Source organism: Streptomyces sp. NPDC018019 (assembly GCF_044327805.1).
GTDB lineage: Bacteria > Actinomycetota > Actinomycetes > Streptomycetales > Streptomycetaceae > Streptomyces.
Genome location: NZ_JBIRGD010000001.1, coordinates 518,667 through 542,706 on the forward strand (window position 1 = coordinate 518,667; position 24,040 = coordinate 542,706).

The following is a 24,040-nucleotide window of genomic DNA, read 5'->3' on the forward strand; positions in this document are numbered from 1 at the left end:
CCCGGACGTGCTCAGATCACGAAGATCACTGCAAGGAGCCGCACCTGTGAGCAGTGCCGACATCACCCCCGCCGCGAACGACGAGCGCACCGGCGGCCCGGCCGCCGACGCCGCCCGCGACAACGGCCGGCTGCGCGCCGACATCCGCCGCCTCGGCGACCTCCTCGGCGAGACCCTCGTCCGCCAGGAAGGCCGGGAACTGCTGGACCTCGTCGAACAGGTGCGCGCCCTGACCCGCTCCGACGGCGAGGCCGCCGCCCGGCTCCTCGGCGAAACCGACCTGGCCACCGCCGCCAAGCTGGTCCGCGCCTTCTCCACCTACTTCCACCTCGCCAACGTCACCGAGCAGGTCCACCGCGGCCGCGAACTGCGCGCCCGGCGCGCCGCCGAAGGCGGCATCCTCGCCCGCACCGCCGACATGCTCAAGGACGCCGACCCCGAGCACCTGCGCGCCACCGCCGCCAACCTCGGCGTACGGCCCGTCTTCACCGCCCACCCCACCGAGGCCGCCCGCCGCTCCGTCCTCACCAAGCTCCGCAAGGTCGCCGAACTCCTCGACCGTACGGACGCCACCGAACGCCGCCGCGCCGACCTCCGCCTCGCCGAGAACATCGACCTCATCTGGCAGACCGACGAACTGCGCGTCGCCCGCCCCGAGCCCACCGACGAGGCCCGCAACGCCATCTACTACCTCGACGAACTCGGCCGCGGCGCCGTCGGCGACGTCCTGGAGGACCTCGCCGCCGAACTCGAACGCGCCGGCACCGAGCTGCCCCCCGGCACCCGCCCGCTGACCTTCGGCACCTGGATCGGCGGCGACCGCGACGGCAACCCCAACGTCACCCCCCAGGTCACCTGGGACGTGCTGATCCTCCAGCACGAACACGGCATCACCGACGCCCTCGAACACATCGACGAGCTGCGCGGCGCCCTGTCCAACTCCATCCGCAACTGCGGCGCCACCGAGGAACTCCTCGCCTCCCTCCAGCAGGACCTCGACGCGCTCCCCGAGATCAGCCCCCGCTACAAGCGCCTGAACGCCGAGGAGCCCTACCGCCTCAAGGCCACCTGCATCCGCCAGAAGCTCGTCAACACCCGCGAACGCCTGGCCAACGACACCCCCCACGTCCCCGGTCGCGACTACCTCGGCACCGCCGGCCTCCTCGACGACCTCACCCTCATCCAGACCTCGCTGCGCGAACACCGCGGCGGCCTCGTCGCCGACGGCCGCCTGGAGCGCACGATCCGCACCATCGCCGCCTTCGGCCTCCAGCTCGCCACCATGGACGTCCGCGAACACGCCGACGCCCACCACCACGCCCTCGGCCAGCTCTTCGACCGCCTCGGCGAGGAATCCTGGCGCTACGCCGACATGCCGCGCGACTACCGCCGCAAGCTCCTCGCCAAGGAACTGCGCTCGCGCCGCCCCCTCGCCCCCAGCCCCGCCCCCCTGGACGAGGCCGGCGCCAAGACCCTGGGCGTCTTCCGCACCATCCTCAAGGCCAAGGAGACCTTCGGCCCCGAGGTCGTCGAGTCCTACATCATCTCCATGTGCCAGGGCTCCGACGACGTCTTCGCCGCCACCGTCCTGGCCCGCGAGGCCGGCCTCATCGACCTGCACGCCGGCTGGGCCAAGATCGGCATCGTGCCGCTGCTGGAGACCACCGACGAGCTCAAGATCGCCGACCAGCTCCTCGACGAAATGCTCGCCGACCCCTCCTACCGGCGCCTGGTCGCCCTGCGCGGCGACGTCCAGGAGGTCATGCTCGGCTACTCCGACTCCTCCAAGTTCGGCGGCATCACCACCAGCCAGTGGGAGATCCACCGCGCCCAGCGCCTGCTGCGCGACGTCGCCCACCGGCACGGCGTACGCCTGCGCCTCTTCCACGGCCGCGGCGGCACCGTCGGCCGCGGCGGCGGCCCCTCCCACGACGCGATCCTCGCCCAGCCCTACGGCACCCTCGAAGGCGAGATCAAGGTCACCGAACAGGGCGAGGTCATCTCCGACAAGTACCTGGTCCCCTCCCTCGCCCGGGAGAACCTGGAACTGACCGTCGCCGCCACCCTCCAGGCCTCCGCGCTGCACACCGCGCCCCGCCAGTCCGACGAGGCCCTCGCCCGCTGGGACGCCGCCATGGAGACCGTCTCCGACGCCGCCCACGGCGCCTACCGCCGGCTCGTCGAGGACCCCGATCTGCCCGCGTACTTCTTCGCGTCCACCCCGGTCGACCAGCTCGCCGAACTCCACCTCGGCTCCCGGCCCTCCCGCCGCCCCGACTCCGGCGCCGGCCTCGACGGCCTGCGGGCCATCCCCTGGGTCTTCGGCTGGACCCAGTCCCGCCAGATCGTCCCCGGCTGGTACGGCGTCGGCACGGGCCTGAAGGCCGCCCGCGAAGCCGGACTCGACGTCGTCCTCGACGAGATGCACGAGCACTGGCACTTCTTCCGCAACTTCCTGTCCAACGTCGAGATGACGCTGGCCAAGACCGACCTGCGGATCGCCCAGCACTACGTAGACACCCTCGTCCCCGACGAACTGAAGCACGTCTTCGACACGATCAGGGCCGAGCACGAACTGACCGTCCAGGAAGTCCTGCGCATCACGGGCGAGGACGAACTGCTCGACTCCAACCCCGTCCTCAAGCAGACCTTCCGCATCCGGGACGCCTACCTGGACCCGATCTCCTACCTCCAGGTGTCACTGCTCCACCGGCAGCGCGCCGCGGCCGAACGCGGCGAGGAGGCCGACCCGGTGCTGGCCAGGGCACTGCTCCTCACCGTGAACGGCGTGGCGGCGGGCCTGCGCAACACGGGGTGAGACCCGGCGGTCGGCCCGGGCGGGACCCGGGCCGGCCGTCCGACAACTCCAGGCGTGCGCGTACGGCCCCACCGCCTGCGCGTACGGCCTCACAACGCCGCGAACGTGGCCCCCAACAACACCGCCCCCAGCGCCCCCATCAGCCCCATACGGGCGACGAGCAGCAGCCCGTAAGCACTCTCACCCAGCCGGCGGGTGCGGCTGCGCTTCTTGACCGTACGGCTGCGCGACGTGGTACGCGGACTGCTCTTGGGCATGGCGGCGATCCTTGGCCATATGACTGTCCGCGGTCAACCTGGAGCCGGTCCCTCAGCCCCCGGGTCGCCGCCCGTCACGAGTTGTACGTACTCTGCGCCCGCTCCAGACCGTCCACGATCAGCCCCTCCACCGCGTCCGCCGCCCGGTCCACGAAGTAGTCCAGCTCCTTGCGCTCCGCACCCGAGAAGTCCTTCAGCACGAAATCCGCCACCTGCATACGGCCCGGCGGACGGCCGATGCCGAAACGCACCCGGTGATAATCCGGACCCAGCGACTTCGTGATCGACTTCAGCCCGTTGTGGCCGTTGTCCCCGCCACCCAGCTTCAGCCGCAGCACCCCGTAATCGATGTCCATCTCGTCATGGACCGCGATGATGTTGCCGACCGGCACCTTGTAGAAATCCCGCAGCGCCGTCACCGGGCCGCCCGACAGATTCATGTACGTCATCGGCTTGGCGACCACCACCCGGCGGCTCCCCGGCCCCGGCGGACCGATCCGCCCCTCCACGACCTGCGCCCGCGCCTTGTGCGCCTTGAACCGCCCCCGCATCCGCTCCGCGAGCAGATCCGCCACCATGAACCCCACGTTGTGGCGGTTGGCCGCGTACTCCGGGCCCGGGTTGCCCAGCCCCGCGACCAGCCAGGGACCCTCAGCGTCCGTCGTCATCCTCATGTCTCCTTGCAGCCACCGGACCGGCCGGCCCCGTGAAACGACTCGACCGCCGCCCGCACGCACGGTGCGGGGCGGCGGTCGAGACAGTAACCCGTGTTACGGAAGCGATCAGCCCTCGGCGGACTCGTCGCCCTCGGCCGCCGCCGGCGCCTCGGCCTGCGCCGCGACGACCTGGAGCACCACGGTCTCCTCGTCGATCGCCAGCGTCGAACCGGCCGGCAGGGTGATGTCCTTGGCGTGCACCGAGTCACCGGCGTCCAGGCCCGCCACGGAGACGGTCACCGACTCCGGGATGTGGGTGGCCTCGGCCTCCAGCGGCAGGGTGTTCAGCAGGTGCTCCAGCAGGTTGGCACCCGGCGCCAGGTCGCCCTCGGTGTGGATCGGGATCTCGACGGTGACCTTCTCGCCCTTGCGCACGGCCAGGAAGTCCACGTGGACCAGGAAGCCGCGGATCGCCTCACGCTGCACGGCCTTGGGGATGACCAGCATGCTCTCGCCGTCCATCTCCAGACGGATCAGCGCGTTCGGGGTCTTCAGGGCCATCATCAGCGCGTGGTTGTAGATGGCGATGTGCTTCGGCGCGTCGCCGTGGCCGTACACCACGCAGGGGACCATGTCCTCGCGGCGGGAACGGCGGGCGGCACCCTTACCGAAGTCGGTACGGATCTTGGCTTCGAGCTTGACCTCGGCCATGTGGCACTCCTCGTAGTCGGCGCGGTCGACGGACGACCGGACGGATCTGTGGGGCGTCACCCGGCCCACGACAGACCTGCTACGAAGAGCGCGTCGATAACGGACCGCCGCACCACAGAAAAGTGCGGCCTCCCTCGCCGAGCAACTCCATGAGTCTACCCGGCGGGGAGGCCGCCCCCAAAGTCGATCTCCGCGGCCCGGCCGGGCTACGGAATCCGGCTCACTGCTCCTCGAAGAGGCTGGTCACCGAGCCGTCCTCGAACACCTCACGGATCGCCCGCGCGATCGTCGGCGCCATCGACAGCACCGTGATCTTGTCCAGCTCCAGCTCGGACGGCGTGGGCAGGGTGTTGGTGAAGACGAACTCGCTGACCTTCGAGTTCTTCAGCCGGTCCGCCGCCGGACCGGACAGGATGCCGTGCGTGGCCGTCACGATGACGTCCGCGGCACCGTTGGCGAACAGCGCCTCCGCCGCGGCACAGATCGTGCCACCGGTGTCGATCATGTCGTCGACCAGGACGCAGACCCGGTCCTTCACATCACCGACGACCTCGTGGACGGTGACCTGGTTCGCCACGTCCTTGTCCCGGCGCTTGTGCACGATCGCCAGCGGCGCGTCCAGCCGGTCGCACCAGCGGTCCGCGACCCGCACCCGGCCCGCGTCCGGCGAGACCACCGTCAGCTTCTCGCGGTCCACCTTGGCGCCCACGTAGTCCGCCAGCACCGGCAGCGCGAACAGGTGGTCCACCGGGCCGTCGAAGAAGCCCTGGATCTGGTCCGTGTGCAGGTCGACCGTGACGATCCGGTCCGCACCCGCGCACTTCAGCAGGTCCGCGATCAGACGGGCCGAGATCGGCTCCCGGCCGCGGTGCTTCTTGTCCTGACGGGCGTACCCGTACGACGGGATGACCACGGTGATGCTGCGGGCCGAGGCCCGCTTCAGCGCATCGATCATGATCAGCTGTTCCATGATCCACTTGTTGATGGGAGCCGTGTGGCTCTGCATCAAGAAGCAGTCCGCACCACGCGCCGACTCCTGGTAACGGACGTAGATCTCTCCGTTGGCGAAGTCGAACGCCTTGGTCGGGACCAGCCCGACACCCAGCTGGTGGGCGACCTCCTCAGCCAGCTCTGGGTGGGCGCGGCCGGAGAAGAGCATCAGCTTCTTCTCGCCGGTCGTCTTGATCCCGGTCACAGCAAATCTCCTCGAATCCTGTTTGCGTGCGCTTATCACGGTACGCCCCGCACGGCGCACCCGAGCACGATCACTGCTCGCCGTCGGACTCCTGGCCAGCAGCAGACGCAGCCTGCGCGGCGGCGCTTCCGGGACGCTTGCGGGCGACCCAACCCTCGATATTCCGCTGCTGGCCGCGCGCGACCGCCAGCGAACCCGGGGGCACATCCTTGGTGATGACCGAGCCGGCCGCGGTGTACGCGCCGTCCCCGACCGTGACAGGAGCCACAAACATGTTGTCCGAGCCGGTCCGGCAGTGCGACCCGATCGTGGTGTGGTGCTTCGCCTCGCCGTCGTAGTTCACGAACACGCTCGCCGCGCCGATGTTGGTGAACTCACCGATCGTGGCGTCCCCCACATACGACAGGTGCGGCACCTTCGTGCCCTCGCCCACCGACGCGTTCTTCATCTCCACGTACGCACCGGCCTTCGACTTCGGCCCCAGATCCGTACCCGGACGCAGATACGCGTACGGCCCCACGCTCGCACCCGGACCGACCTTCGCGCCGTCCGCGACCGTGAACGACACCTTCGCGCCCTCGCCGACCGACGTGTCCTTCAGCCGCGCGTCCGGACCCACCTCGGCGTGCGCCGCCACGTGCGTACCGCCCAGCAGCTGCGTACCCGGGTGGACCGTGGCGTCCGGCTCGAACGTCACCGTCACGTCCACCCACGTCGTCGCCGGGTCCACGACCGTCACACCGCTCAGCATCGCGCGGTGCAGCAGCCGCTCGTTCAGCAGCCGGCGGGCCTCGGCGAGCTGCACCCGGTTGTTGATCCCCAGGATCTCCCGGTGGTCGTCCGCCACCGCGGCACCCACCCGGTGCCCGGCCTCCCGCAGGATCCCCAGCACATCGGTGAGGTACTCCTCACCCTGGCTGTTGTCCGTACGCACCTTGCCCAGCGCGTCGGTCAGCAGCTGCGCGTCGAACGCGAACACGCCGGAGTTGATCTCGCGGATCGCGCGCTGCGCGTCCGTGGCGTCCTTGTGCTCGACGATCGCGGTGACCGCGCCGGTGTTCTCGTCGCGGACGATCCGGCCGTAGCCGGTCGCGTCCGGGACCTCGGCGGACAGCACGGTGACGGCGTTGCCGTCGGCGGCGTGGGTGTCACCCAGCTTCTTGAGGGTCTCGCCGGTCAGCAGCGGGGTGTCGCCACAGACGACGATCACGGTGCCGTCGAGGGTGACACCGCTCCCGCTCAGCTCCTCCAGGCCCATGCGGACGGCGTGGCCGGTGCCGTTCTGCTCGTGCTGGACCGCGGTGCGCACATCCGGGTCGATCTCGGCGAGGTGCCCGCCGACCTGCTCACGGGCGTGACCGACGACCACGACGAGGTGCTCGGGGGCCAGCTCGCGGGAGGCGGCGACGACGTGCCCCACGAGGGAGCGACCGCAGATCGCGTGCAGAACCTTCGGGGTCGTCGACTTCATGCGGGTGCCCTCACCCGCTGCGAGAACGACGACGGCGGCCGGGCGGTTGGCGCTCACGGGATGCCCTTCGGCTTCTTCGGGTGGTGGACACCCGAAGGATACCGGTGCGGTTTGCGGCCGAAACGCGGGCGGGTCCCGACCTCCGGTCGGGACCCGAACTTGGCTTTGCTCCCCTGCCAGGACTCGAACCCGGAACGATCGGACCAAAACCGACAGTGTTGCCCATTACACCACAGGGGAGTGTATAAGCGGTCAAACCGGACATTTCCTCAGGCTGCCCGCTCGGCACCCAACACTATGCCGCACCAAGAGCCTTCGATGCGACGGTAGAGGTCCGCACTTTGCCGGACTCGGACGACGAGGCAGCCGTGATACGTCTCGCCCACGTTCTTGCGGACCGTCTTCGGGTTGTGCTTCTTCAGCGTTGTTTTGGCGAAGGTGTCGGCCTCCACGCCGACCAGATCCGCCCAGAATTGCTCGGCGGCCCCCACGTCGGCGGACTCGTGGATATGCACGCGGAACTGCAACCGCTCTGGCGCGACGTCGAGAAGGGAGAGCCATGCGAGGAAGAGCCGGATCATGCCCGGATCGCTATTGGTGAAGGTCACGCGCTCTTGGGGATGGTGAGGCTTGCTCTTCGCACCCTCCGCCCAGTAGAGCCCCACCCCGACGAGGAACAGCTCCCGGTCGCTCATGGTGCCGACCGCATCGGCCGCTTCGCGCTTCGCCTGCTGCCGTTCCTCGCCACGGCGGCGCAGCGTCTCCTCCCAGCCGCGTTTGGCGATGGCGGACGCCTGCTCGCTGGTGCGCCTGGGTGGCCGGGGCATGTCCCGGACCCACAGGGAGATCGAGCTCTTCGACACTCCCAGCTCGACCTGGATCGCGTCGTAGGTCATGCCTTGTGCTCGCAGCTCCCGCGCCTTCGCCCGCAAGTCGTCCTTCGTCGTTCGGGCGGCGGGTCCAGTCGGGAGGGGGTTCGCCTTCCAGGAGGCGGTTGAGGATGTCGTTGTTGTGGATGTGGAGGCGGTCACGGATCTGGCGGCGGCTCAGGCCCGCGCGCCGGAGTGTGACGGCCTGGTCGCGCAGGGACTCGAAGTCCGCTCGTGTGTGGTGGTGCATGCGCTCAGCTTCGGGCCGGGCGGTGTACACAGGGGTCGAAAATGTGGGCGATTCAATAGTTCGAGGGAATACGATCCGGTACCGGTCCGTAACGGTGCACTCGCATGCAGAGCGCTCGACGGAAAAACGCCTGCGGGCGCCCGTAGGCTGGTCGGTATGACCGCAACGGGGGCAATCGAAGCAACGGGTGCGAGGGACGCGCCCGCCGGGCCGTGGTGGTGGCCACGGCGGCGGAGCGTGGTGCTGGACGTGTCGCTGGCCGTCGTCTCGACGCTGGAGACCGTGCTCGAAGGACTGGACTTCGCCGGCGACTCCGGGCTGCCGTCCGTGGTGGGACTGCTGCTCGGGCTGGTCGTGGGCCCCGTACTGCTGCTGCGGCGCCGCTGGCCGGTCGCCGTGGTGCTGGTGTCGGTCGCGGTGACGCCGACGCAGATGGGCGCGCTGCTGAGCGTGGTGGGCCTGTATTCGCTGGCGGTCTCGGACGTGCCGCGCCGGGTGATCGGGCTGCTGGCCGGGATGTCGGTGATCGGGACGCTGGTCAGCAGCTTGTTCACGATCAAGCAGGACGTGGCGGGCGAGCCGGATTTCAACCCGCCGATGTGGTTCCTGGTGCTGATGGCGGCGGCGGTGGCGCTGGTCGTGACGGCGCCGCCGGTGCTGTGGGGGCTGTACGTCGGTGCCCGGCGCCGCCTGGTGGAGAGCCTGCGGGAGCGGGCGGACGGGCTGGAGCGGGAACTGTCGCTGCTGGCCGACCGGGCGGAGGAGCGGGCCGAGTGGGCCCGTAACGAGGAGCGCACCCGGATCGCGCGGGAGATGCACGACGTGGTGGCGCACCGGGTGAGCCTGATGGTGGTGCATGCGGCGGCGTTGCAGGCGGTGGCGTTGAAGGACCCGGAGAAGGCGTCGCGGAACGCGGGTCTGGTGGGGGACATGGGCCGGCAGGCGCTGACCGAGCTGCGGGAGATGCTGGGTGTGCTGCGGACGGGGGAGGGCGCGTCGGGGCGGTCGTCGGTGCCGTCGGACGAGCCGGAGCGGCTGGTGGCGGTGGCGTCCCAGGCCAAGGTGAAGGCGGAGCCGGGCGCGCGGGCCGCGGAGGCGTCGCGGCCTGGTGGGTCCGGTGGGGCGAGTGGTGCTGGAGCGCGTTCCGAGGCGTCGGTGCGGGCGGCCGAGGCCGGTGCCGGGTCCGGTGACCGGGCGCGGGGTGGTGCCGCGGTGGTGACGAAGGAGCCGGAGGGCGAGGGCCCGTCGCTGGCGGAGCTGGGCGATCTGGTGGGGCAGTCGCGGGCGGCCGGTATGGCGGTGGAGCTGTCGGTGGACGGTGCGGCCGGCGAGGGCGGTTATCCGTCGGGGGTGGAGCAGACGGTGTACCGGGTGGTGCAGGAGGCGCTGACGAACGTGCACAAGCATGCGCCGGGCGCCCGGGCCCGGGTGCGGCTTGCGCACCGCGAGGGGGAGGTCGCGGTGCAGGTGGAGAACGGTCCGTCGGCGGGTGGTGCGACGGATGTCGGGCTGCCGAGCGGTGGCAACGGCCTGGTCGGTATGCGGGAGCGGGTGACCGGGCTGGGCGGGGTGTTCGTGTCGGGGCCGACGGAGTCGGGTGGTTTCCGGGTGTCGGCGGTGCTGCCGGGGTGGCAGGGGGCCGAGGCGGAGCGGTAGAGGGCCGAGGTGTGGCGGTAAGGGGTGCTGGAGCGGGGGCCGGTGGACCATTGACTCGGTGGACCGGTGGACCGGTGACCCGATGGCCCGGTGGACTGGTGGTCCATCGGCCCGCAGGCCCGATGCCGCGCGGCCCGACGGTGAGGCGGCCCGACGGTGCGGCGGCTCGAATCCCGGGCGGCCCGGAACCGAGGCTCCCCGGACCCAGGCGGCCCGAGGGGGAGGACGGCCCCTGGCGGCCCGAGGGTGAGGTAGGCCCCCAGGCGGCCCGAGACGGAGGCCCCCGGACCCAGTCGGGCCTCAGGCGTCCCGGACCGGAGGCGGATGGCCGGGCCCGGCTCCCGTACGTACGGCGTCCGCGTCACCCCCGGCCCCGGCCCCCCGGCCCCGGCTCCAGCCCCCCGGGCTCCAGCCCCCCGGCCCCGCTTCCCTCAGCCCCGGTGCTCCGGAGCCGCCGGGCTGAGCCGGGTGGGGCGGGTGCCGAGGACGAGGGTGTTCAGGGCCTGGTCGATGTCGGGGCCGAGGTACCAGTCGCCGGTGTGGTCGAGGCTGTAGACGCGGCCTTCGGCGTCGATGGCGAGGACGGCCTGGCCACCGGCTTCCTGGCCGAGCGGGGCGACGTGGGTCTCCAGGGCGCGGCCGAGGTCGCCGAGGGTGCGGGCGAGGTGGAGGCCGTGCAGCGGGTCGAGGGTGAAAGGGGTGGGGGCGATGTGGCGGCCCGGCCCGGTGGGGTTGATGTCCAGGCCGCCGAATTCGGCCCACGCCTCGACGGCGGCCGGGAAGACGGTGTGCCGGTGGCCGGCCGGGGAGGTGTGGGCGCGCAGGGCGTCGGCCCAGCGTTCGGCCTGCGGCATGTCCCAGCGGCCGGGGCGCCAGCCGGCGTCCTGGAGGGCCGCGTCGACGGCGACGGGGAAGCGGGTCGCCGCGCTGCGGTCGTAGTCGTAGACCGGGGCGACGGTCGCTGCGGAGTCCGCGGACGGTGCGGTGGGGGGCATGGTGCTGGTCAGCTCCCTGCGTGCGTACCGATGGGCATGACGCCGAAGAAGGCGAGGAGGGCGTCGCAGGAGCGACAGGGGGGAGCGTAGCTGCCGTGCAGGGGGTCGCCGTCCTCGCGGATGTGCCGGGCGGTGAGTTTGGAGTGTTTCAGGGAGCGGCGGGCTTCTCCGTTGGTGAGGGGTTTGCGGGAGGCGCGTTTGCCGCGGTTGGCCTCGACGGCGGTCAGGTGCCGGCTGAGCAGGACCGCTTCGGGGCAGCGTCCGGTGAAGCGTTCGCGCTGGGCGGTGGCGAGCGTGTCGAGGAAGTCCTGCACGAGGTGGTGGAGCACGGGGGGCTGTTCGGCCTTGCTCGCGGTGCAGGTGAGGGTGCGTCCGCGTACGGACAGGGCGGCGCCGACGGTGGGGAGGATGCCGTCGCGGCGGTGGCGGAGGGCGGGCGGGCGGTCGTCGTCCGCGGTGCCGCTCCAGCCGACGCGGGGGTCTCCCGTGGCGGCGGTCTGGTGGTGTGCCGTGGTGCGCATGGTCAGTGCTTTTCCCTCCCCGATTCCCCGGGACGCCGGAGGTCCCCCGCAAGGGTAGGGGGAGGGTCAGCCTGCCAAATGCCCCGGGTGCTGGGGAAGTCGGGTGTGCTGTCGGTGATGTCACGGTTGGGTCCGGGTCCGGTACCGGTCCGGTGCGGGGCGGCGGACGGGTGCGCGGTGGGGGCGTGCGGTGAAGTGGGCGTGGTGCGGGGGCGGTTGGGGTGGTGGCGGCGGGTGGGCGGCCGACGTGGGCGGGAGAGCCCGTTGCGGCACGGCATAGGCTGTGCCCAGTAGCCGGAATCAGCCAGGGAGCACCGCCATGACGTCAGGTCGGCACGGGCTGGGGGTACCTCCCGGCCCTCAGGCCGCGGGCCACGCCGCGCCACCGAACACGGCTTATGCCGGGCAGGTGGTGCACTTCCCGGATCCGGTCCGTGCCGCGCGGTATCCCCGGGGGGTGCCGGTGGACGGGCGCGGGTTCCCGGACTTCTCGTCGTACGCGCGGGCGGCCGCGGAGATCGCGGAGCCGCCGGAGGGTTTCGGCGTGGACGAGCTGCGGCTGACGGACTACGTGTCGGCGAACGTGGCGCTGCACGCGCAGGGGCACGAGCTGTGGGAGGACGTGCCGCCGGTGGCGACGCCGCACGGCTGGACGTGGCACCACGTGGCGGGTACGCGGCGGATGGAGCTGGTGCCGGTCGAGGTGAAGGCGCTGCTGCGGCACCACGGCGGGCTGGCGACGGCGGCGGTGGACCACGGCAAGCGCGGTACGCGGCCGTTGGCGGACACCCGGCCGGTGCACTTCGGGCTGCCGCACCGGGAGCTGTCGGTGGCGGAGGAGCAGGTGCGGCAGGCCGAGGAGTCGCTCGGGTACCGGCTGCCGGGTGCGTACCGGGCGTTCCTGAAGGCGGCGGGCGGCTGTGCGCCGGTGGGCGTGGGGCTGCACGCGGATCTGGGGCTGCTGGTGGACCAGCCGTTCTTCACGGTGCGGGACGAGGCCGCGATGAATGATCTGGTGTACGTCAACAAGTGTCTCCGCGACCACTTCACCAAGGACTACCTGGGGGTGGGGTTCGTGCAGGGCGGGGTGATCGCGGTGCAGGTGCGGGGGGACGCGCCGGGTTCGGTGTGGTTCTGCGCGTACGACGACGCCCGGGACCGGGACGGCTGGCCGGTGCAGGAGCGGGTGGCGCGGCTGCTGTTGCCGTGCGGGGCGGATTTCGACGATTTCCTCCAGCAGTTGGCGGGCAGTCCGCCGGAGCTGGAGACGGTGGCGGGTCTGATGGTGGACGGCGGCTTCGCGCGTGCCGTTCCGGTGGAGGGGTGAGGCGCGGTGGTGACGTTCGCGCAGGCGCAGGAGCGTGCGGAGCGCTGGGTCAACGGGGACGTGCCGGGTCCGTTCCAGCGTGAGGTGCGGGTGCGGGAGTTCGACCTGGGGTTCGTGGTCTGGGCGGAGGACCGGGAGGGCGGGCCCACGACCGACGGAGGCCGGGCCCGGCTGGTGATCGCGCGGGACAGCGGGGAGACGACGCTGTGGCCGGGGCTGCCGGTGGGCGAGGTGATCCGGCGGTACGAGGAGGAGTACGGCGCGGTGGCGGATGCCGCGCCGGTGGAGGCGCCGCCGCAGCGGATCGATCTGGAGGCGACGTCGTTCCTGCTGACGCCGCCGGAGTGGTTGCAGGAGGCGGCGGACCAGATCGGGCTGGCGGACCGGCGGTCGGGGGAGACGGCGGGGGGTGCGGTGGGGGCGGCTCCGGGGGCGGCCCGGGCGTCCGCCGCTCCGGGTGAGGCTGTTTCCGTATCGGACGAGGCTTCTTCCGTACCGGAGCAGGGTTCTTCCGTACCGGGTCAGGGCCCGTCTGTACCGGAGCAGGGTTCGTCCGTACCGGATCTGAGCCCGTCCGTGAGCGGCCAGGCTTCCTCCGTACGGGATGGGCAGTCGGCCGTACAGGAGGGACAGTCCGCCGTACGGGACGGGCAGTCGGCCGCACCGGGTGGGCCGTCGGCCGCACCGGACGGCCAGCCGGTGCAGGGCCGGGAGCCGGCGGAGGCCACCCCGTGGGCGGGTACGGACGTCCGGGCCGACGAGGATGCCGACGACCGTTCGGTGGGGCTGCCGGAGACGGTCTTCGCGCCGCCGCTGACCGGGTTCGACGACGAGGACGCGCCGCCGTCGGGCGCGCGGCCGGAGGCCAGGACCGAACTGCTCGCGGGTGGCAGCCGGTTGCCGCGGACGATGCTGGCGCCGGCGGTCGAGGAGCCGGGGACCGGTGGGCCGGTGGCGCCGCCGATGCCGTCGTCGCCGCCCCCTGCGCCGCCCGGCCCGTCCGCCGCGCCGCCCGGCCCGTCCGCTGCCCGGCCGCCCGCCGACGCGGCCGGGCTGGCCGAGCTGCCGCCGCCGTCCGGTCCGCCGATCGCCGATGTGCCGCCGCCACCCGCGTACGCGGGCTCCGGTGGCGGACCCGGCGCGCCGGGCGGCGCCGGCGGAACAGGCGGTGCCGAAGGGACAGATGGTGCCGAGGGGCCCGGTGTGCCGCCTCCGCCGCCGTCCGCGCCGCCCGCCGGTGGGGTGCACGCCGCGGCGACGATGCTGGCGGACGGCGCGGCGCTGCCGGTGAACGCCGGTGGTCCGCCGTCGCCTCCGGGGGTGCCGGGTGCGCGTGCCGGGGACCGTACGGATGTGGCGTCGGCGGGTGCGCGGGACGGTGCCGCGGATGACGCCGCGCAGCCGTCCGCCGCCGCGCCGGCGGGCGGGTACGTCCCGACGCAGCTCGTCTCGCAGCTGGACGCGGACGAGGTGGATCTGAGTGCCGTGGACGGCACCGGCGCGCCGTCCCCGAAGGCGGAGCCGGGCCCGCCCGCGCCGCCCTCCGGTGGCCCGGGCGGCGGTGTGCACGCGGCGGCGACGATGCTCGCCGGTGACGCCGCGCTCCGGCCGGAGACGGGCGCACCCGGCGGTCCGGGCGGTTCCGGCGGCCCGGGTGGCCCCGGCGTGCCGCCGCCCCCGGCGCCGCCCGCCGCGCCGCCCGGTCCGCCGGGTGCTCCGAAGGCGTCCGGCGGGCCCGGCAAGCCGTCCGCCTCGGGCGATGCGGGGGGTCCGCCCCCGCCGCCGTCCGCGCCGCCCGGTGGCGGGGTGCATGCGGCGGCGACGATGCTCGCCGACGGTGCGGGTGGTCCGGCCGTGCCGGGGCCCGGCATGCCGCCGCCCGCCGTTCCGGGTCCGCCCGCGTCCGGCCCGGCCGTACAGCAGTCGCCCGGTGTGCCGCCGGGCTCCGGCGCGTACGGCTATCCGCAGGCGCCGTCCGGGCAGCCGACCGTGGGCCCCGGCTACATGGCCGTCCTGAGCTACCGGGCGCCGGACGGTTCGGAGCAGAAGATCGTGCGGCGTTCCGCGCCGGGTGCCCCGCATCCGGAGTGGCAGCTGCTGCACGAGCTGCGCGGGATGAACATTCCGCCGCAGCAGGTGCTGGAGCTGCACACCGAGCTGGAGTCGTGCGACCTGCCCGGCGGTTACTGCGCGCGGATGGTCCGGGAGACGTGGCCGCAGGTGCGCATCAGCCACACCGCGCCGTACGGGACGGAGCACGCGTCGCGGCAGCAGGGCATGCGTCATCTGCTGGCGCACCAGGGCGAGTTGCACCAGGTGGCGGACGGTCCGGCGCGGCCGGCGCCGGTGCGGGTGCCGTTGCCGCACCCGTCGCAGGTGCCGCCGGTCCCGCCGGTGCCGCCACAGGCCCTCGGGCAGGAGCTGGAGCAGTCCTTCGGGCCGCAGGGCGTCTTCCGTTTCGACCAGCGGGCGGTCTCCCGGCAGGGGGTGCCGGACGTGGTGGCGCAGACGCTCGTGTGGGCCGGGCTGCCGGTGGACTTCGGGCCGTTCTTCTGGGCGCAGGCACAGCCGGGCCGTCCGGTGCCGACGCTGGCGGAGCTGGCGGCGGAGCGCGGGGTGCGCCCGGCGGCGGACGCGGGGTCGTACCTGGTCATGGGCAACGACTTCGGGCGTCAGCTGTGTGTGCAGTACGGGACGGCGCACATCGTGGCGGTGCCGTTGGAGGGTGCTCCTGGCGGGCAGCCGCCGGTGCCGCAGTTCGTGAACAGCGGGCTGCCGGAGTTCGTGCGCTGCATGGCGATGCTGGGCCGGATGTGGCGGCTGCGGTACGGGCTGACGCCGGAGCAGGCCGGGCGCTGGACGGTGGATTTCCAGGCGCAGCTGGTGGCGCTGGACGCGCCGGCGCTGGGGTCGCCGGAGACATGGTGGTCGGTGTTGCTCGAACAGATGTGGGACGGGCTGCTGTAGGGCGCGCGGGCGCCGGGCGGGGCGGCGCGCCGGTCACCGGGTGCGCCGTCGCCCGGAGCTCCGGTTGCCCGGCCCCCGGTCGCCCGGTGTGCCGCGCCCGGCGGCGCTCGACCTGCGGGACGGCCGGACCGCCATGATCCTTCGTATATGGGTCAGCCGTCCTGGTCACCGCCGCCGTCGCCGCAGGGCACGACGACGCTCTACCGCGCCGGGCGGGGTGGGCGCGGGCGGCGCCGGGTGTCCTGGCCCAAGCGGATCGCGCTGGTGCTGCTGGTTCTGGTGGTGCTGGCCGCGGCGGGTGGTGTGACGCTGTACGTGTGGGCGGGCGGCCAGGTGCACCGGACCGACGCGCTGGCCGACTACCCCGGCAGGCCCGCGCCCGGCAAGGGCACGAACTGGCTGCTGGTCGGTTCGGACAGCCGGCAGAGCCTGACGCCGGAGCAGCGCGAGCGGCTGCACGTGGGCAACGAGGAGGGGCTGAACACCGACACGATCATGGTGCTGCACCGCGGGGACAGCGGCCCCTACCTGGTGAGCCTGCCGCGGGACAGCTACGTGGCGGTGCCGGGGCACGGCCGGAACAAGGTCAACGTGGCGTTCGCGGAGGGCGGCCCCGAGCTGCTGACGCGCACCGTCGAGCAGGCGACCGGCCTGCGGATCGAGCGGTACGCCGAGGTGGACTTCCTGGGCTTCGTCCGGGTGGTGGACGCGCTCGGCGGCGTACGGATGTGCCTGGACAAGCCGCTGGAGGACGAGAAGTCGGGGGCGGACTTCCGGGCCGGGTGCCAGGAGATGGACGGGGTGCGGGCACTGGCGTACGTCCGGGCGCGTTATGCGGATCCGGAGGGTGACCTGGGCCGGGTCCGGCGGCAGCGGCAGCTGATCGGCGCGCTGGCGGACAAGATGCTCGGGGCCGGTGTGCTGCTGAACCCGTTCGCCCTGGTGCCGGCGCTGGACTCGGCGCTGTCGGCGCTGACGGTGGACCGGGAGGCGGGCGTGCCGGACCTGGCGCGCCTGGGCTGGGCCATGAAGGAGATCGCGGACGGGGCGGGCGCGGCTACCACCGTTCCGGTGGCACGTCCCGGGGTGGACCTGGGAGGTGTCGGAGATGTGGTGGAGTGGGACGAGCAGGGAGCGCGACGGCTCTTCCGGGCGCTGCACGAAGATGTCCCGATTCCGACTTCTGGCAACAAATAACGCATCCTGGAGCATTGAGAGGGGCGGAGTGTCGCGTAACGGTCGCTTCGAATCGATCCAGAAAGATGTGCGCACAATCGCGCCGCACGCCGGAGAGGGGCTTGAGGGATGAGTGCATCGGTTTCGCCTCACGGGTTCGAGATCGTACGAGGGCGTGGTTACCGTCCCGAGGACGTCGACCGGCGGGTGGAAGGGCTCTCGATCGACCGCGACTCCTGCTGGGAGCGCGCCGCGCGGCTGACGGTGCTCGCCAACGAGATGACGGCCGAGCTGGCGGAGCTGCGGGAGTACGTACGGCAGCTGCCGCCGCAGACGTACGAGTCGCTGGGCGACCAGGCGCGGCTGATCCTGACGACGGCGGAGTCCGAGGCGGCGCGGCTGCGCAAGGACGCCGAGGAGGCGGCCGAGCGGGCGCGCGAGGAGGCCGAGGCGTACGGGCGGCAGATCCAGGAGGCCGCGGACCGGGCGGCGCAGGAGCTGCGCGACGAGACCGAGGACTGGGCGCGCCGCCGGGTGGCGGCGGCGTGGTCCGAGGCGGACGGCATCGAGACCGCGGCGGCCCAGGACGCCGAGCAGTGGCGGTCCGAGGCGGCGGAGGCGCTGCGCCAGATGGAGCGGCGCACCACGCAGCTGCTGCGGGAGCAGGAGGAGGAGCAGACCGAGCAGTGGGACGCGCTCGGCCGCGACCTCGCCGCCCAGGAGGCCGACCTCGAACAGCGGGTCGCGGAGCTGGAGGAGCTGGGCCGGACCAAGGTCGCCGAGGCGGAGCGGTTGCGCGCGGAGGCCGAGGAGGCGGCGCGCCACCGTGACGAGGACGCCGAGGCACGCGCGGCCGAGCTGCTGGCGCAGGCCCGGGTCGAGGTCGAGCGGATCGAGCGGGCCACCGAGCGGATACTGCGCGAGCACGCGGACCGGCGCGAGAAGGTGCGCGAGCACATGACGCACGTGCGCAACACGCTGGCGGCGCTGACCGGCAAGGCCCCGGACGAGGACGAGCCGGTGGACGGTGTGGCCGCTGAGGCCGGGCCGGATGGGGAAGGCGGCACGGTGCTGCTGGAGAAGTCCGGTGGGGCGGCTGAGGACACGGTGGCGGACGGGGCCGATGAGGCCGGCGGGACGGCGGCCGGTCCGAACGAGGCCGCGGCCGGGGCGCCGGCCGACCCGCGGGCGCCGGTGGACCCCGACAACGAGGACACGCTGGAGACGAAGCTGCCGCGCCCGCCCGAGCAGCAGTGATACGGGCCCTGGGGCGGGCGGGGAGAGGCGCGGGCGCCGAGGGGCGCCGGGCCTCTCCCCGGCGACCGCCCTGACCGGCGCGGCCGTCAGCCCTTGCGGCTCTTCCCGCCGCGGCGTCCCTTCCCGTCCCTGCGCCTCTTTCCGTCCCCGCGTTCCTCCCCGTCCGTACGGCTCGTGCTCCCGTCTGTGCGGCTCGTGCCGCGGGTGTTCCGTACGGCCGCACCGGGCGCGGTCTCCCCATGGACCGGGAAGCGGCGCGGCGCGAGCAGCAGCAGGATCAGGAAGGCGAGGCCGGCGGCGACCGCGGCACCGATGTAGACGTGCTCCACGGTGACGTCCACCGCGCGCCGCAGATAGTCCGCGGCGCGGTCGGTGAGGGCGCCCGCGCGGGCCAGGGCGTGCGAGACGGAGTCCAGGTCGCCGGGCAGGCCGGGCCGGATGTCCGCGGGCGCGTCGGCGAGGCGGCCGTTGAGCGTGGCGTTGGCGACCGCCCCGAAGAGGGCGGCGCCGAGGCACTGGCCGACCTGGCGGCAGAAGAGGATGGAGGCGGTGGCGGTGCCGCGTTCCTCGAAGCCGACCGAGGACTGCACGCCGATGATCAGCGGCAGCTGGAAGATCCCGAGGGCGGCGCCGAGCGCCAGCATGATCAGTGCGGGCTGCCAGGCGGCGCCCGGGTAGGGGAGCAGCGGGAAGGCGAGCAGCACCAGCGTGGCGGCGCCGACGCCGGTCATGGCGCAGGCGCGGATGCCGATGCGGTTGTAGACGTGGCTGCTCAGGGCGGAGGAGACCGGCCAGCTCAGGGTCATCGCGGACAGCACGAAGCCGGCCGCGGTCGGGCCCAGGCCCAGTACGGCCTGGGCGTAGGTGGGCAGGAAGACGGTCGGCGCGACCATGAGCAGGCCGACGGCGCCGAGCGCGAGGTTGACGGCCGAGATCGTACGGCGGCGCCAGACCCAGCCCGGGATGATCGGTTCGGTGGCGCGGCGTTCGATGACGACGGTGGCGGCGCCGCACAGGACGCTGCCGGCCAACAGCAGCAGGGACGGGGCGGAGAGCCAGGGCCAGGCGACGCCGCCCTGGACGAGCGCGGTCAGGAGCAGGCCGCCGCAGGCGAAGACGGCCAGGGCGCCGGGCCAGTCGACGCGGGGGCGCCGGTCGCGTTCGCGCGCGGGCAGCGATTCGCGGAAGTGCCGTACGACGAGCCAGAGGGCGAGGGCCCCCACCGGCAGGTTGACCAGGAAGATCCACCGCCAGTCGGCGTACGCGGCGAGCAGGCCGCCGAGAGCGGGCCCGGCGACCGAGGAGGTCGCCCATACGGTGGACAGCCTGGCCTGGATCCTGGGGCGCTCCCGCATCGGGTAGAGGTCGGCGGCGACGGTCTGCACAGTGCCCTGGAGGGCGCCGCCGCCGAGGCCCTGGAGGATGCGGAAGGCGATGAGGGAGCCCATGTCCCAGGCGCCCGCGCACAGCAGCGATCCGGCGAGGAAGACGATCACGCCGGTGATCAGGATGGGCTTGCGGCCGAAGGTGTCGGAGAGCTTGCCGTAGACGGGCAGGGTGACGGTGACGGCGAGCAGATAGCCGGAGAAGAGCCAGGAGAAGACGGCGAAGCCGCCGAGGTCGCCGACGATCTGCGGGACGGCGGTGGCGATGATGGTGGAGTCGAGGGCGGCCAGCGCCATACAGAGCATCAGGGCGGCGACGATCCGGCCGCGCCCGGGGGGTGGGGACACCGCCCCGCCCGCCCCGGATATCGGCACGTCGTCCGCGGCCACGGCACAGGAGCCGTCCGCGGCCACGGCCCGGGAGCCGTCCGCCGCCTCCTGGCCCCCAGCCGTTTCCTGAGCCCCGTTCGCCGCCCGGGTTCCGTCCACCGCCGCCGCCCGGGCTCGGTCCACCGCCGCCGTCCGGCCCCCGTCCGCCCCCGGTGCCGCCTCCGCCCCCGTGCCCCGTCCGCCCGCCGGCTCCCGGCCCGGCCCCTCGCTCGTGTCCCGTCCCGTGCAGTCGCGGCTCACGTGCCTGCCCCCCTCGGCTGTTCCGTGTAGAGGACACCCTTCCACGCGGGGGCGGCCACCGGAACGGCGCTTCACGACGGTCCGGGGCGCGGCGGCCGGGGCGAGTGGAACGCGGGTGTCAGCGGGGAGTCGTACTCTTGGTGAAACCCGGCCCGTCACACGTGCCGGGCTGCTCGCGTTGTTCGCCCCCACCAGGACGGAAAGCCTTAGATCTCATGAGCCTGACTGGTCTGCTCGACGCCGTTGTCCAGGACCCGGCGCTCGCCGAAGCCGTGCGGGCCGCGGGTGACGGCAACCGCCCCCACGTGGACCTGGTGGGCCCGCCGGCCGCCCGTCCCTTCTCCGTCGCCGCCCTCGCCCGCCGCAGCGGCCGTACGGTCCTGGCCGTGACCGCCACCGGCCGGGAGGCCGAGGACCTGGCCGCCGCGCTGCGCTCGCTGATGCCGGCCGGCGAGGAGAACGCGGTCGTGGAGTACCCGTCCTGGGAGACGCTGCCGCACGAACGGCTCTCGCCCCGCTCGGACACGGTCGGCCGCCGCCTGGCGGTGCTGCGGCGCCTCGCCCATCCCCGTGAGGACGACCCGGCGGCCGGCCCCGTATCGGTCGTCGTTGCGCCCGTCCGCTCCGTGCTCCAGCCGCAGGTCAAGGGCCTGGGCGAGCTGGAGCCCGTGAGTCTGCGGACCGGGCAGACGGCGGACCTGGAAGAGGTGGTGGACGGGCTGGCGGCAGCCGCCTACGCCCGCGTCGAACTGGTCGAGAAGCGCGGCGAGTTCGCGGTGCGCGGCGGCATCCTGGACGTCTTCCCGCCGACCGAGGAACACCCCCTGCGGATCGAGTTCTGGGGCGACGACGTCGAGGAGATCCGTTACTTCAAGGTCGCCGACCAGCGGTCCCTGGAGGTGGCCGAGCACGGCCTGTGGGCACCGCCCTGCCGTGAGCTGCTGCTGACCGCCGAAGTACGGGCGCGCGCCGCCGACCTCGCGGAGCGCCATCCGGAGCTGGGCGAGCTGCTGGGCAAGATCGCCGAGGGGATCGCCGTCGAGGGCATGGAGTCGCTGGCCCCGGTGCTGGTCGACGAGATGGAGCTGCTGCTGGACGTACTGCCCGAGGGCAGCATGACGGTGGTGTGCGACCCGGAGCGGGTGCGCACGCGCGCCGCCGACCTGGTGGCCACCTCGCAGGAGTTCCTCCAGGCGTCGTGGGCGGCCAGTGCCGGTGGTGGAGAGGCGCCGATCGACGTGGGCGCGGCCTCCCTCTGGGGCATCGCCGACGTCCGGGACCGCGCGCGCGAACTGGGCATGATGTGGTGGACGGTGAGCCCGTTCGCCGCCGGTGAGGAACTGGACGGGGACACCCTCAAGCTGGGCATGCACGCGCCCGAGACGTACCGTGGCGACACCCAGCGGGCGCTGGCCGACACCAAGCGGTGGGTCGCGGACGGCTGGCGGTCGGTGTTCATCACCGAGGGGCACGGCCCCGCGGCCCGTACGGTCGAGGTGCTGGGCGAGGAGGGCATCGCGGCCCGCCTGGACCCGGAGCTGGGCGAGCTGTCGCCGTCGGTCGTCCACGTCTCGTGCGGGTCGGTCGACACCGGTTTCGTCGACCTGGCCCTGAAGCTGGCGGTGCTGACCGAGACGGACCTGACGGGGCAGAAGTCGGCCAGCAAGGAGCTGGGCCGGATGCCGGCCCGCCGCCGCAAGACCATCGACCCGCTCACCCTCCAGGCGGGCGACTTCATCGTCCACGAGCAGCACGGCGTCGGCCGCTACATCGAGATGGTGCAGCGCACGGTCCAGGGCGCCACCCGCGAGTACCTGCTGGTGGAGTACGCGCCCGCCAAGCGCGGCCAGCCCGGTGACCGGCTGTACATCCCCACCGACCAGCTGGAGCAGGTCACCAAGTACGTGGGCGGTGAGGCGCCGACGCTGCACCGCCTCGGCGGCGCCGACTGGACCAAGACCAAGGCGCGCGCCAAGAAGGCCGTCAAGGAGATCGCCGCCGACCTGATCAAGCTGTATTCGGCGCGGATGGCGGCGCCCGGCCACGCCTTCGGCCCGGACACCCCCTGGCAGCGCGAGCTGGAGGACGCGTTCCCGTACGCGGAGACGCCCGACCAGCTCACGACGATCGCCGAGGTCAAGGAGGACATGCACAAGTCCGTCCCGATGGACCGGCTGATCTGCGGCGACGTCGGCTACGGCAAGACCGAGATCGCGGTGCGGGCGGCGTTCAAGGCCATCCAGGACGGCAAGCAGGTCGCGGTGCTGGTGCCGACGACGCTGCTGGTGCAGCAGCACTTCGGTACGTTCACCGAGCGGTACGGCCAGTTCCCGGTCGTCGTCCGGGCGCTCAGCCGCTTCCAGACGGACACCGAGGCCAAGGCCGTGCTGGAGGGCCTCAAGGACGGCTCGGTCGACCTCGTCATCGGCACCCACCGCCTCTTCTCCTCCGAGACCAGGTTCAAGGACCTGGGCCTGGTCATCGTGGACGAGGAGCAGCGCTTCGGCGTCGAGCACAAGGAGCAGCTGAAGAAGCTGCGCGCCAACGTGGACGTGCTGACGATGTCCGCCACGCCCATTCCCCGTACGCTCGAAATGGCGGTGACCGGCATCCGTGAGATGTCGACGATCACCACCCCGCCGGAGGAGCGGCACCCGGTCCTGACGTTCGTCGGGCCGTACGAGGAAAAGCAGATCGGCGCCGCCATCCGGCGTGAACTGCTGCGCGAGGGCCAGGTCTTCTACATCCACAACCGGGTCGAGTCCATCGACCGGGCCGCGGCCAGGCTCCGCGAGATCGTGCCGGAGGCCCGCATCCGGACCGCGCACGGCCAGATGGGCGAGGCGCAGCTCGAACAGGTCGTGGTCGACTTCTGGGAGAAGAAGTTCGACGTCCTGGTCTCCACGACCATCGTCGAGTCGGGCATCGACATCTCCAACGCCAACACCCTCATCGTCGAGCGCGGCGACAACTTCGGCCTCTCCCAGCTGCACCAGCTGCGTGGCCGCGTCGGCCGTGGCCGCGAGCGCGGTTACGCGTACTTCCTCTACCCGCCCGAGAAGCCCCTGACGGAGACCGCGCACGAGCGCCTGGCGACCATCGCGCAGCACACGGAGATGGGCGCCGGCATGTACGTCGCGATGAAGGACCTGGAGATCCGCGGCGCGGGCAACCTGCTCGGCGGCGAACAGTCCGGCCACATCGCGGGCGTCGGCTTCGACCTGTACGTCCGCATGGTGGGCGAGGCGGTCGCCGACTACCGGGCCTCCCTGGAGGGCGGCGCGGAGGAGGAGCCGCCGCTGGAGGTCAAGATCGAGCTGCCGGTGGACGCGCACGTCCCGCACGACTACGCGCCCGGCGAGCGGCTGCGCCTCCAGGCGTACCGGGCCATCGCCGCCGCGTCCTCGGAGGAGGACATCGCGGCGGTCCGCGAGGAACTGACCGACCGCTACGGCAAGCTCCCCGAACCGGTCGAGAACCTCCTCCTGGTCGCCGGCCTGCGCATGCTCGCCCGCTCCTGCGGCGTCACGGACATCACCCTCCAGGGCTCCAACGTCCGCTTCGGCCCGGTGGAACTCCGCGAATCCCAGGAACTCCGCCTCAAGCGCCTGTACCCCCGCACCGTCCTCAAGCCCGCCACCCGCCAGGCCCTGGTCCCCCGCCCGACCACCGGCAAGATCGGCGGCAAGCCCCTGGTCGGCCGGGAACTGCTGGCGTGGGTGGGGGAGTTCTTGACGTCGGTTCTGGGGTCGTAGCGCCGTTACGGTCATCGGGGCGGCGCTTGTGGCGTCTTCCGGCCCGATTCAGGCAGCTTGGCGGTGACCGGTGGGAGATATCGCTCTATCGTCGGCATGCCTCGTGAGGCTCACGAGGCATGCCTTCTCGCTGATTTCTCACCG

At 72.8% G+C, this 24,040-nt stretch carries 15 protein-coding genes, 1 tRNA gene and 1 pseudogene; 7 read left to right on the forward strand and 10 right to left on the reverse strand.

Annotated elements, in window-relative coordinates:
- Positions 1 to 46: 46 nt before the first annotated feature.
- Positions 47 to 2,818 carry a phosphoenolpyruvate carboxylase gene (ppc, locus tag ACH4FX_RS02430; protein WP_398474319.1) on the forward strand — a complete coding sequence of 924 codons (2,772 nt, stop codon included), beginning with the start codon at positions 47 to 49 and terminating at the stop codon, positions 2,816 to 2,818.
- A gap of 89 nt (positions 2,819 to 2,907) precedes the next feature.
- Here ppc and ACH4FX_RS02435 read toward each other — a convergent pair whose 3' ends face one another.
- The 7 genes and pseudogenes from ACH4FX_RS02435 to ACH4FX_RS02465 form a co-directional block, all read right to left on the reverse strand.
- Positions 2,908 to 3,075: a hypothetical protein gene (locus tag ACH4FX_RS02435; protein WP_398474320.1), complete on the reverse strand. Its 168-nt coding sequence runs from the start codon at positions 3,073 to 3,075 to the stop codon at positions 2,908 to 2,910.
- Between the two features lie 74 nt (positions 3,076 to 3,149).
- The gene (pth, locus tag ACH4FX_RS02440; RefSeq protein ID WP_398474321.1) at positions 3,150 to 3,743 is read right to left on the reverse strand and encodes an aminoacyl-tRNA hydrolase; all 594 of its coding nucleotides are present in this window, start codon (positions 3,741 to 3,743) and stop codon (positions 3,150 to 3,152) included.
- A gap of 114 nt (positions 3,744 to 3,857) precedes the next feature.
- On the reverse strand, positions 3,858 to 4,442 hold the full coding sequence (locus tag ACH4FX_RS02445) for a 50S ribosomal protein L25/general stress protein Ctc (RefSeq protein ID WP_398474621.1): 585 nt from the start codon (positions 4,440 to 4,442) through the stop codon (positions 3,858 to 3,860).
- A gap of 220 nt (positions 4,443 to 4,662) precedes the next feature.
- Complete coding sequence (locus tag ACH4FX_RS02450; protein WP_030374403.1) at positions 4,663 to 5,637, reverse strand: ribose-phosphate diphosphokinase; 975 nt, start codon at positions 5,635 to 5,637, stop codon at positions 4,663 to 4,665.
- Between the two features lie 70 nt (positions 5,638 to 5,707).
- Positions 5,708 to 7,165 carry a bifunctional UDP-N-acetylglucosamine diphosphorylase/glucosamine-1-phosphate N-acetyltransferase GlmU gene (gene glmU / locus ACH4FX_RS02455; protein ID WP_398474322.1) on the reverse strand — a complete coding sequence of 486 codons (1,458 nt, stop codon included), beginning with the start codon at positions 7,163 to 7,165 and terminating at the stop codon, positions 5,708 to 5,710.
- A 111-nt stretch (positions 7,166 to 7,276) separates the two neighbouring features.
- Positions 7,277 to 7,348: transfer RNA gene (locus ACH4FX_RS02460), tRNA-Gln, on the reverse strand.
- Between the two features lie 29 nt (positions 7,349 to 7,377).
- Positions 7,378 to 8,227 (reverse strand): annotated as a pseudogene (locus tag ACH4FX_RS02465) (hypothetical protein).
- Positions 8,228 to 8,383: 156 nt separating this feature from the next.
- Between ACH4FX_RS02465 and ACH4FX_RS02470 the strand changes: the two are divergent.
- On the forward strand, positions 8,384 to 9,883 hold the full coding sequence (locus ACH4FX_RS02470; RefSeq protein WP_398474323.1) for a sensor histidine kinase: 1,500 nt from the start codon (positions 8,384 to 8,386) through the stop codon (positions 9,881 to 9,883).
- 431 nt (positions 9,884 to 10,314) lie between these two features.
- Here ACH4FX_RS02470 and ACH4FX_RS02475 read toward each other — a convergent pair whose 3' ends face one another.
- On the reverse strand, positions 10,315 to 10,878 hold the full coding sequence (locus tag ACH4FX_RS02475; protein ID WP_398474324.1) for an SUKH-3 domain-containing protein: 564 nt from the start codon (positions 10,876 to 10,878) through the stop codon (positions 10,315 to 10,317).
- A gap of 8 nt (positions 10,879 to 10,886) precedes the next feature.
- Complete coding sequence (locus tag ACH4FX_RS02480; protein WP_398474325.1) at positions 10,887 to 11,399, reverse strand: YwqJ-related putative deaminase; 513 nt, start codon at positions 11,397 to 11,399, stop codon at positions 10,887 to 10,889.
- A gap of 319 nt (positions 11,400 to 11,718) precedes the next feature.
- Here ACH4FX_RS02480 and ACH4FX_RS02485 point away from each other — a divergent pair, with 319 nt between their 5' ends.
- The 4 genes from ACH4FX_RS02485 to ACH4FX_RS02500 all read left to right on the forward strand — a co-directional run bounded on the left by ACH4FX_RS02485 (position 11,719) and on the right by ACH4FX_RS02500 (position 18,126).
- Positions 11,719 to 12,726, forward strand: coding sequence for an SMI1/KNR4 family protein (locus ACH4FX_RS02485; protein WP_398474326.1), 1,008 nt, complete (start codon positions 11,719 to 11,721; stop codon positions 12,724 to 12,726).
- 6 nt (positions 12,727 to 12,732) lie between these two features.
- A complete protein-coding gene (locus tag ACH4FX_RS02490; RefSeq protein WP_398474327.1) occupies positions 12,733 to 15,693 on the forward strand; it encodes an SUKH-4 family immunity protein in 2,961 nt (986 codons plus the stop codon).
- 147 nt (positions 15,694 to 15,840) lie between these two features.
- The gene (locus ACH4FX_RS02495; protein ID WP_398474328.1) at positions 15,841 to 16,890 is read left to right on the forward strand and encodes an LCP family protein; all 1,050 of its coding nucleotides are present in this window, start codon (positions 15,841 to 15,843) and stop codon (positions 16,888 to 16,890) included.
- Between the two features lie 108 nt (positions 16,891 to 16,998).
- On the forward strand, positions 16,999 to 18,126 hold the full coding sequence (locus ACH4FX_RS02500; RefSeq protein WP_398474329.1) for a cellulose-binding protein: 1,128 nt from the start codon (positions 16,999 to 17,001) through the stop codon (positions 18,124 to 18,126).
- An 86-nt stretch (positions 18,127 to 18,212) separates the two neighbouring features.
- On the opposite strand, the gene ACH4FX_RS02505 is transcribed toward ACH4FX_RS02500, so the two are convergent.
- Positions 18,213 to 19,817: an MFS transporter gene (locus tag ACH4FX_RS02505; protein ID WP_398474623.1), complete on the reverse strand. Its 1,605-nt coding sequence runs from the start codon at positions 19,815 to 19,817 to the stop codon at positions 18,213 to 18,215.
- A 539-nt stretch (positions 19,818 to 20,356) separates the two neighbouring features.
- Between ACH4FX_RS02505 and mfd the strand changes: the two genes are divergently transcribed.
- Complete coding sequence (mfd, locus tag ACH4FX_RS02510) at positions 20,357 to 23,896, forward strand: transcription-repair coupling factor (RefSeq protein WP_398474330.1); 3,540 nt, start codon at positions 20,357 to 20,359, stop codon at positions 23,894 to 23,896.
- The last annotated feature ends 144 nt before the right edge of the window (positions 23,897 to 24,040 follow it).

What these genes read in the sequence shown, in the direction of transcription:
- ACH4FX_RS02475 (WP_398474324.1), bottom strand. Translation starts at nt 10,878, where the DNA reads ATGCCCCCCACCGCACCGTCCGCGGACTCCGCAGCGACCGTCGCCCCG.
- ACH4FX_RS02505 (WP_398474623.1), bottom strand. Translation starts at nt 19,817, where the DNA reads ATGCTCTGTATGGCGCTGGCCGCCCTCGACTCCACCATCATCGCCACC.
- ACH4FX_RS02495 (WP_398474328.1), top strand. Translation starts at nt 15,841, where the DNA reads ATGGGTCAGCCGTCCTGGTCACCGCCGCCGTCGCCGCAGGGCACGACG.
- ACH4FX_RS02445 (WP_398474621.1), bottom strand. Translation starts at nt 4,442, where the DNA reads ATGGCCGAGGTCAAGCTCGAAGCCAAGATCCGTACCGACTTCGGTAAG.
- ACH4FX_RS02500 (WP_398474329.1), top strand. Translation starts at nt 16,999, where the DNA reads ATGAGTGCATCGGTTTCGCCTCACGGGTTCGAGATCGTACGAGGGCGT.
- ACH4FX_RS02435 (WP_398474320.1), bottom strand. Translation starts at nt 3,075, where the DNA reads ATGCCCAAGAGCAGTCCGCGTACCACGTCGCGCAGCCGTACGGTCAAG.
- ACH4FX_RS02485 (WP_398474326.1), top strand. Translation starts at nt 11,719, where the DNA reads ATGACGTCAGGTCGGCACGGGCTGGGGGTACCTCCCGGCCCTCAGGCC.
- mfd (WP_398474330.1), top strand. Translation starts at nt 20,357, where the DNA reads ATGAGCCTGACTGGTCTGCTCGACGCCGTTGTCCAGGACCCGGCGCTC.
- ACH4FX_RS02470 (WP_398474323.1), top strand. Translation starts at nt 8,384, where the DNA reads ATGACCGCAACGGGGGCAATCGAAGCAACGGGTGCGAGGGACGCGCCC.
- pth (WP_398474321.1), bottom strand. Translation starts at nt 3,743, where the DNA reads ATGACGACGGACGCTGAGGGTCCCTGGCTGGTCGCGGGGCTGGGCAAC.
- ACH4FX_RS02480 (WP_398474325.1), bottom strand. Translation starts at nt 11,399, where the DNA reads ATGCGCACCACGGCACACCACCAGACCGCCGCCACGGGAGACCCCCGC.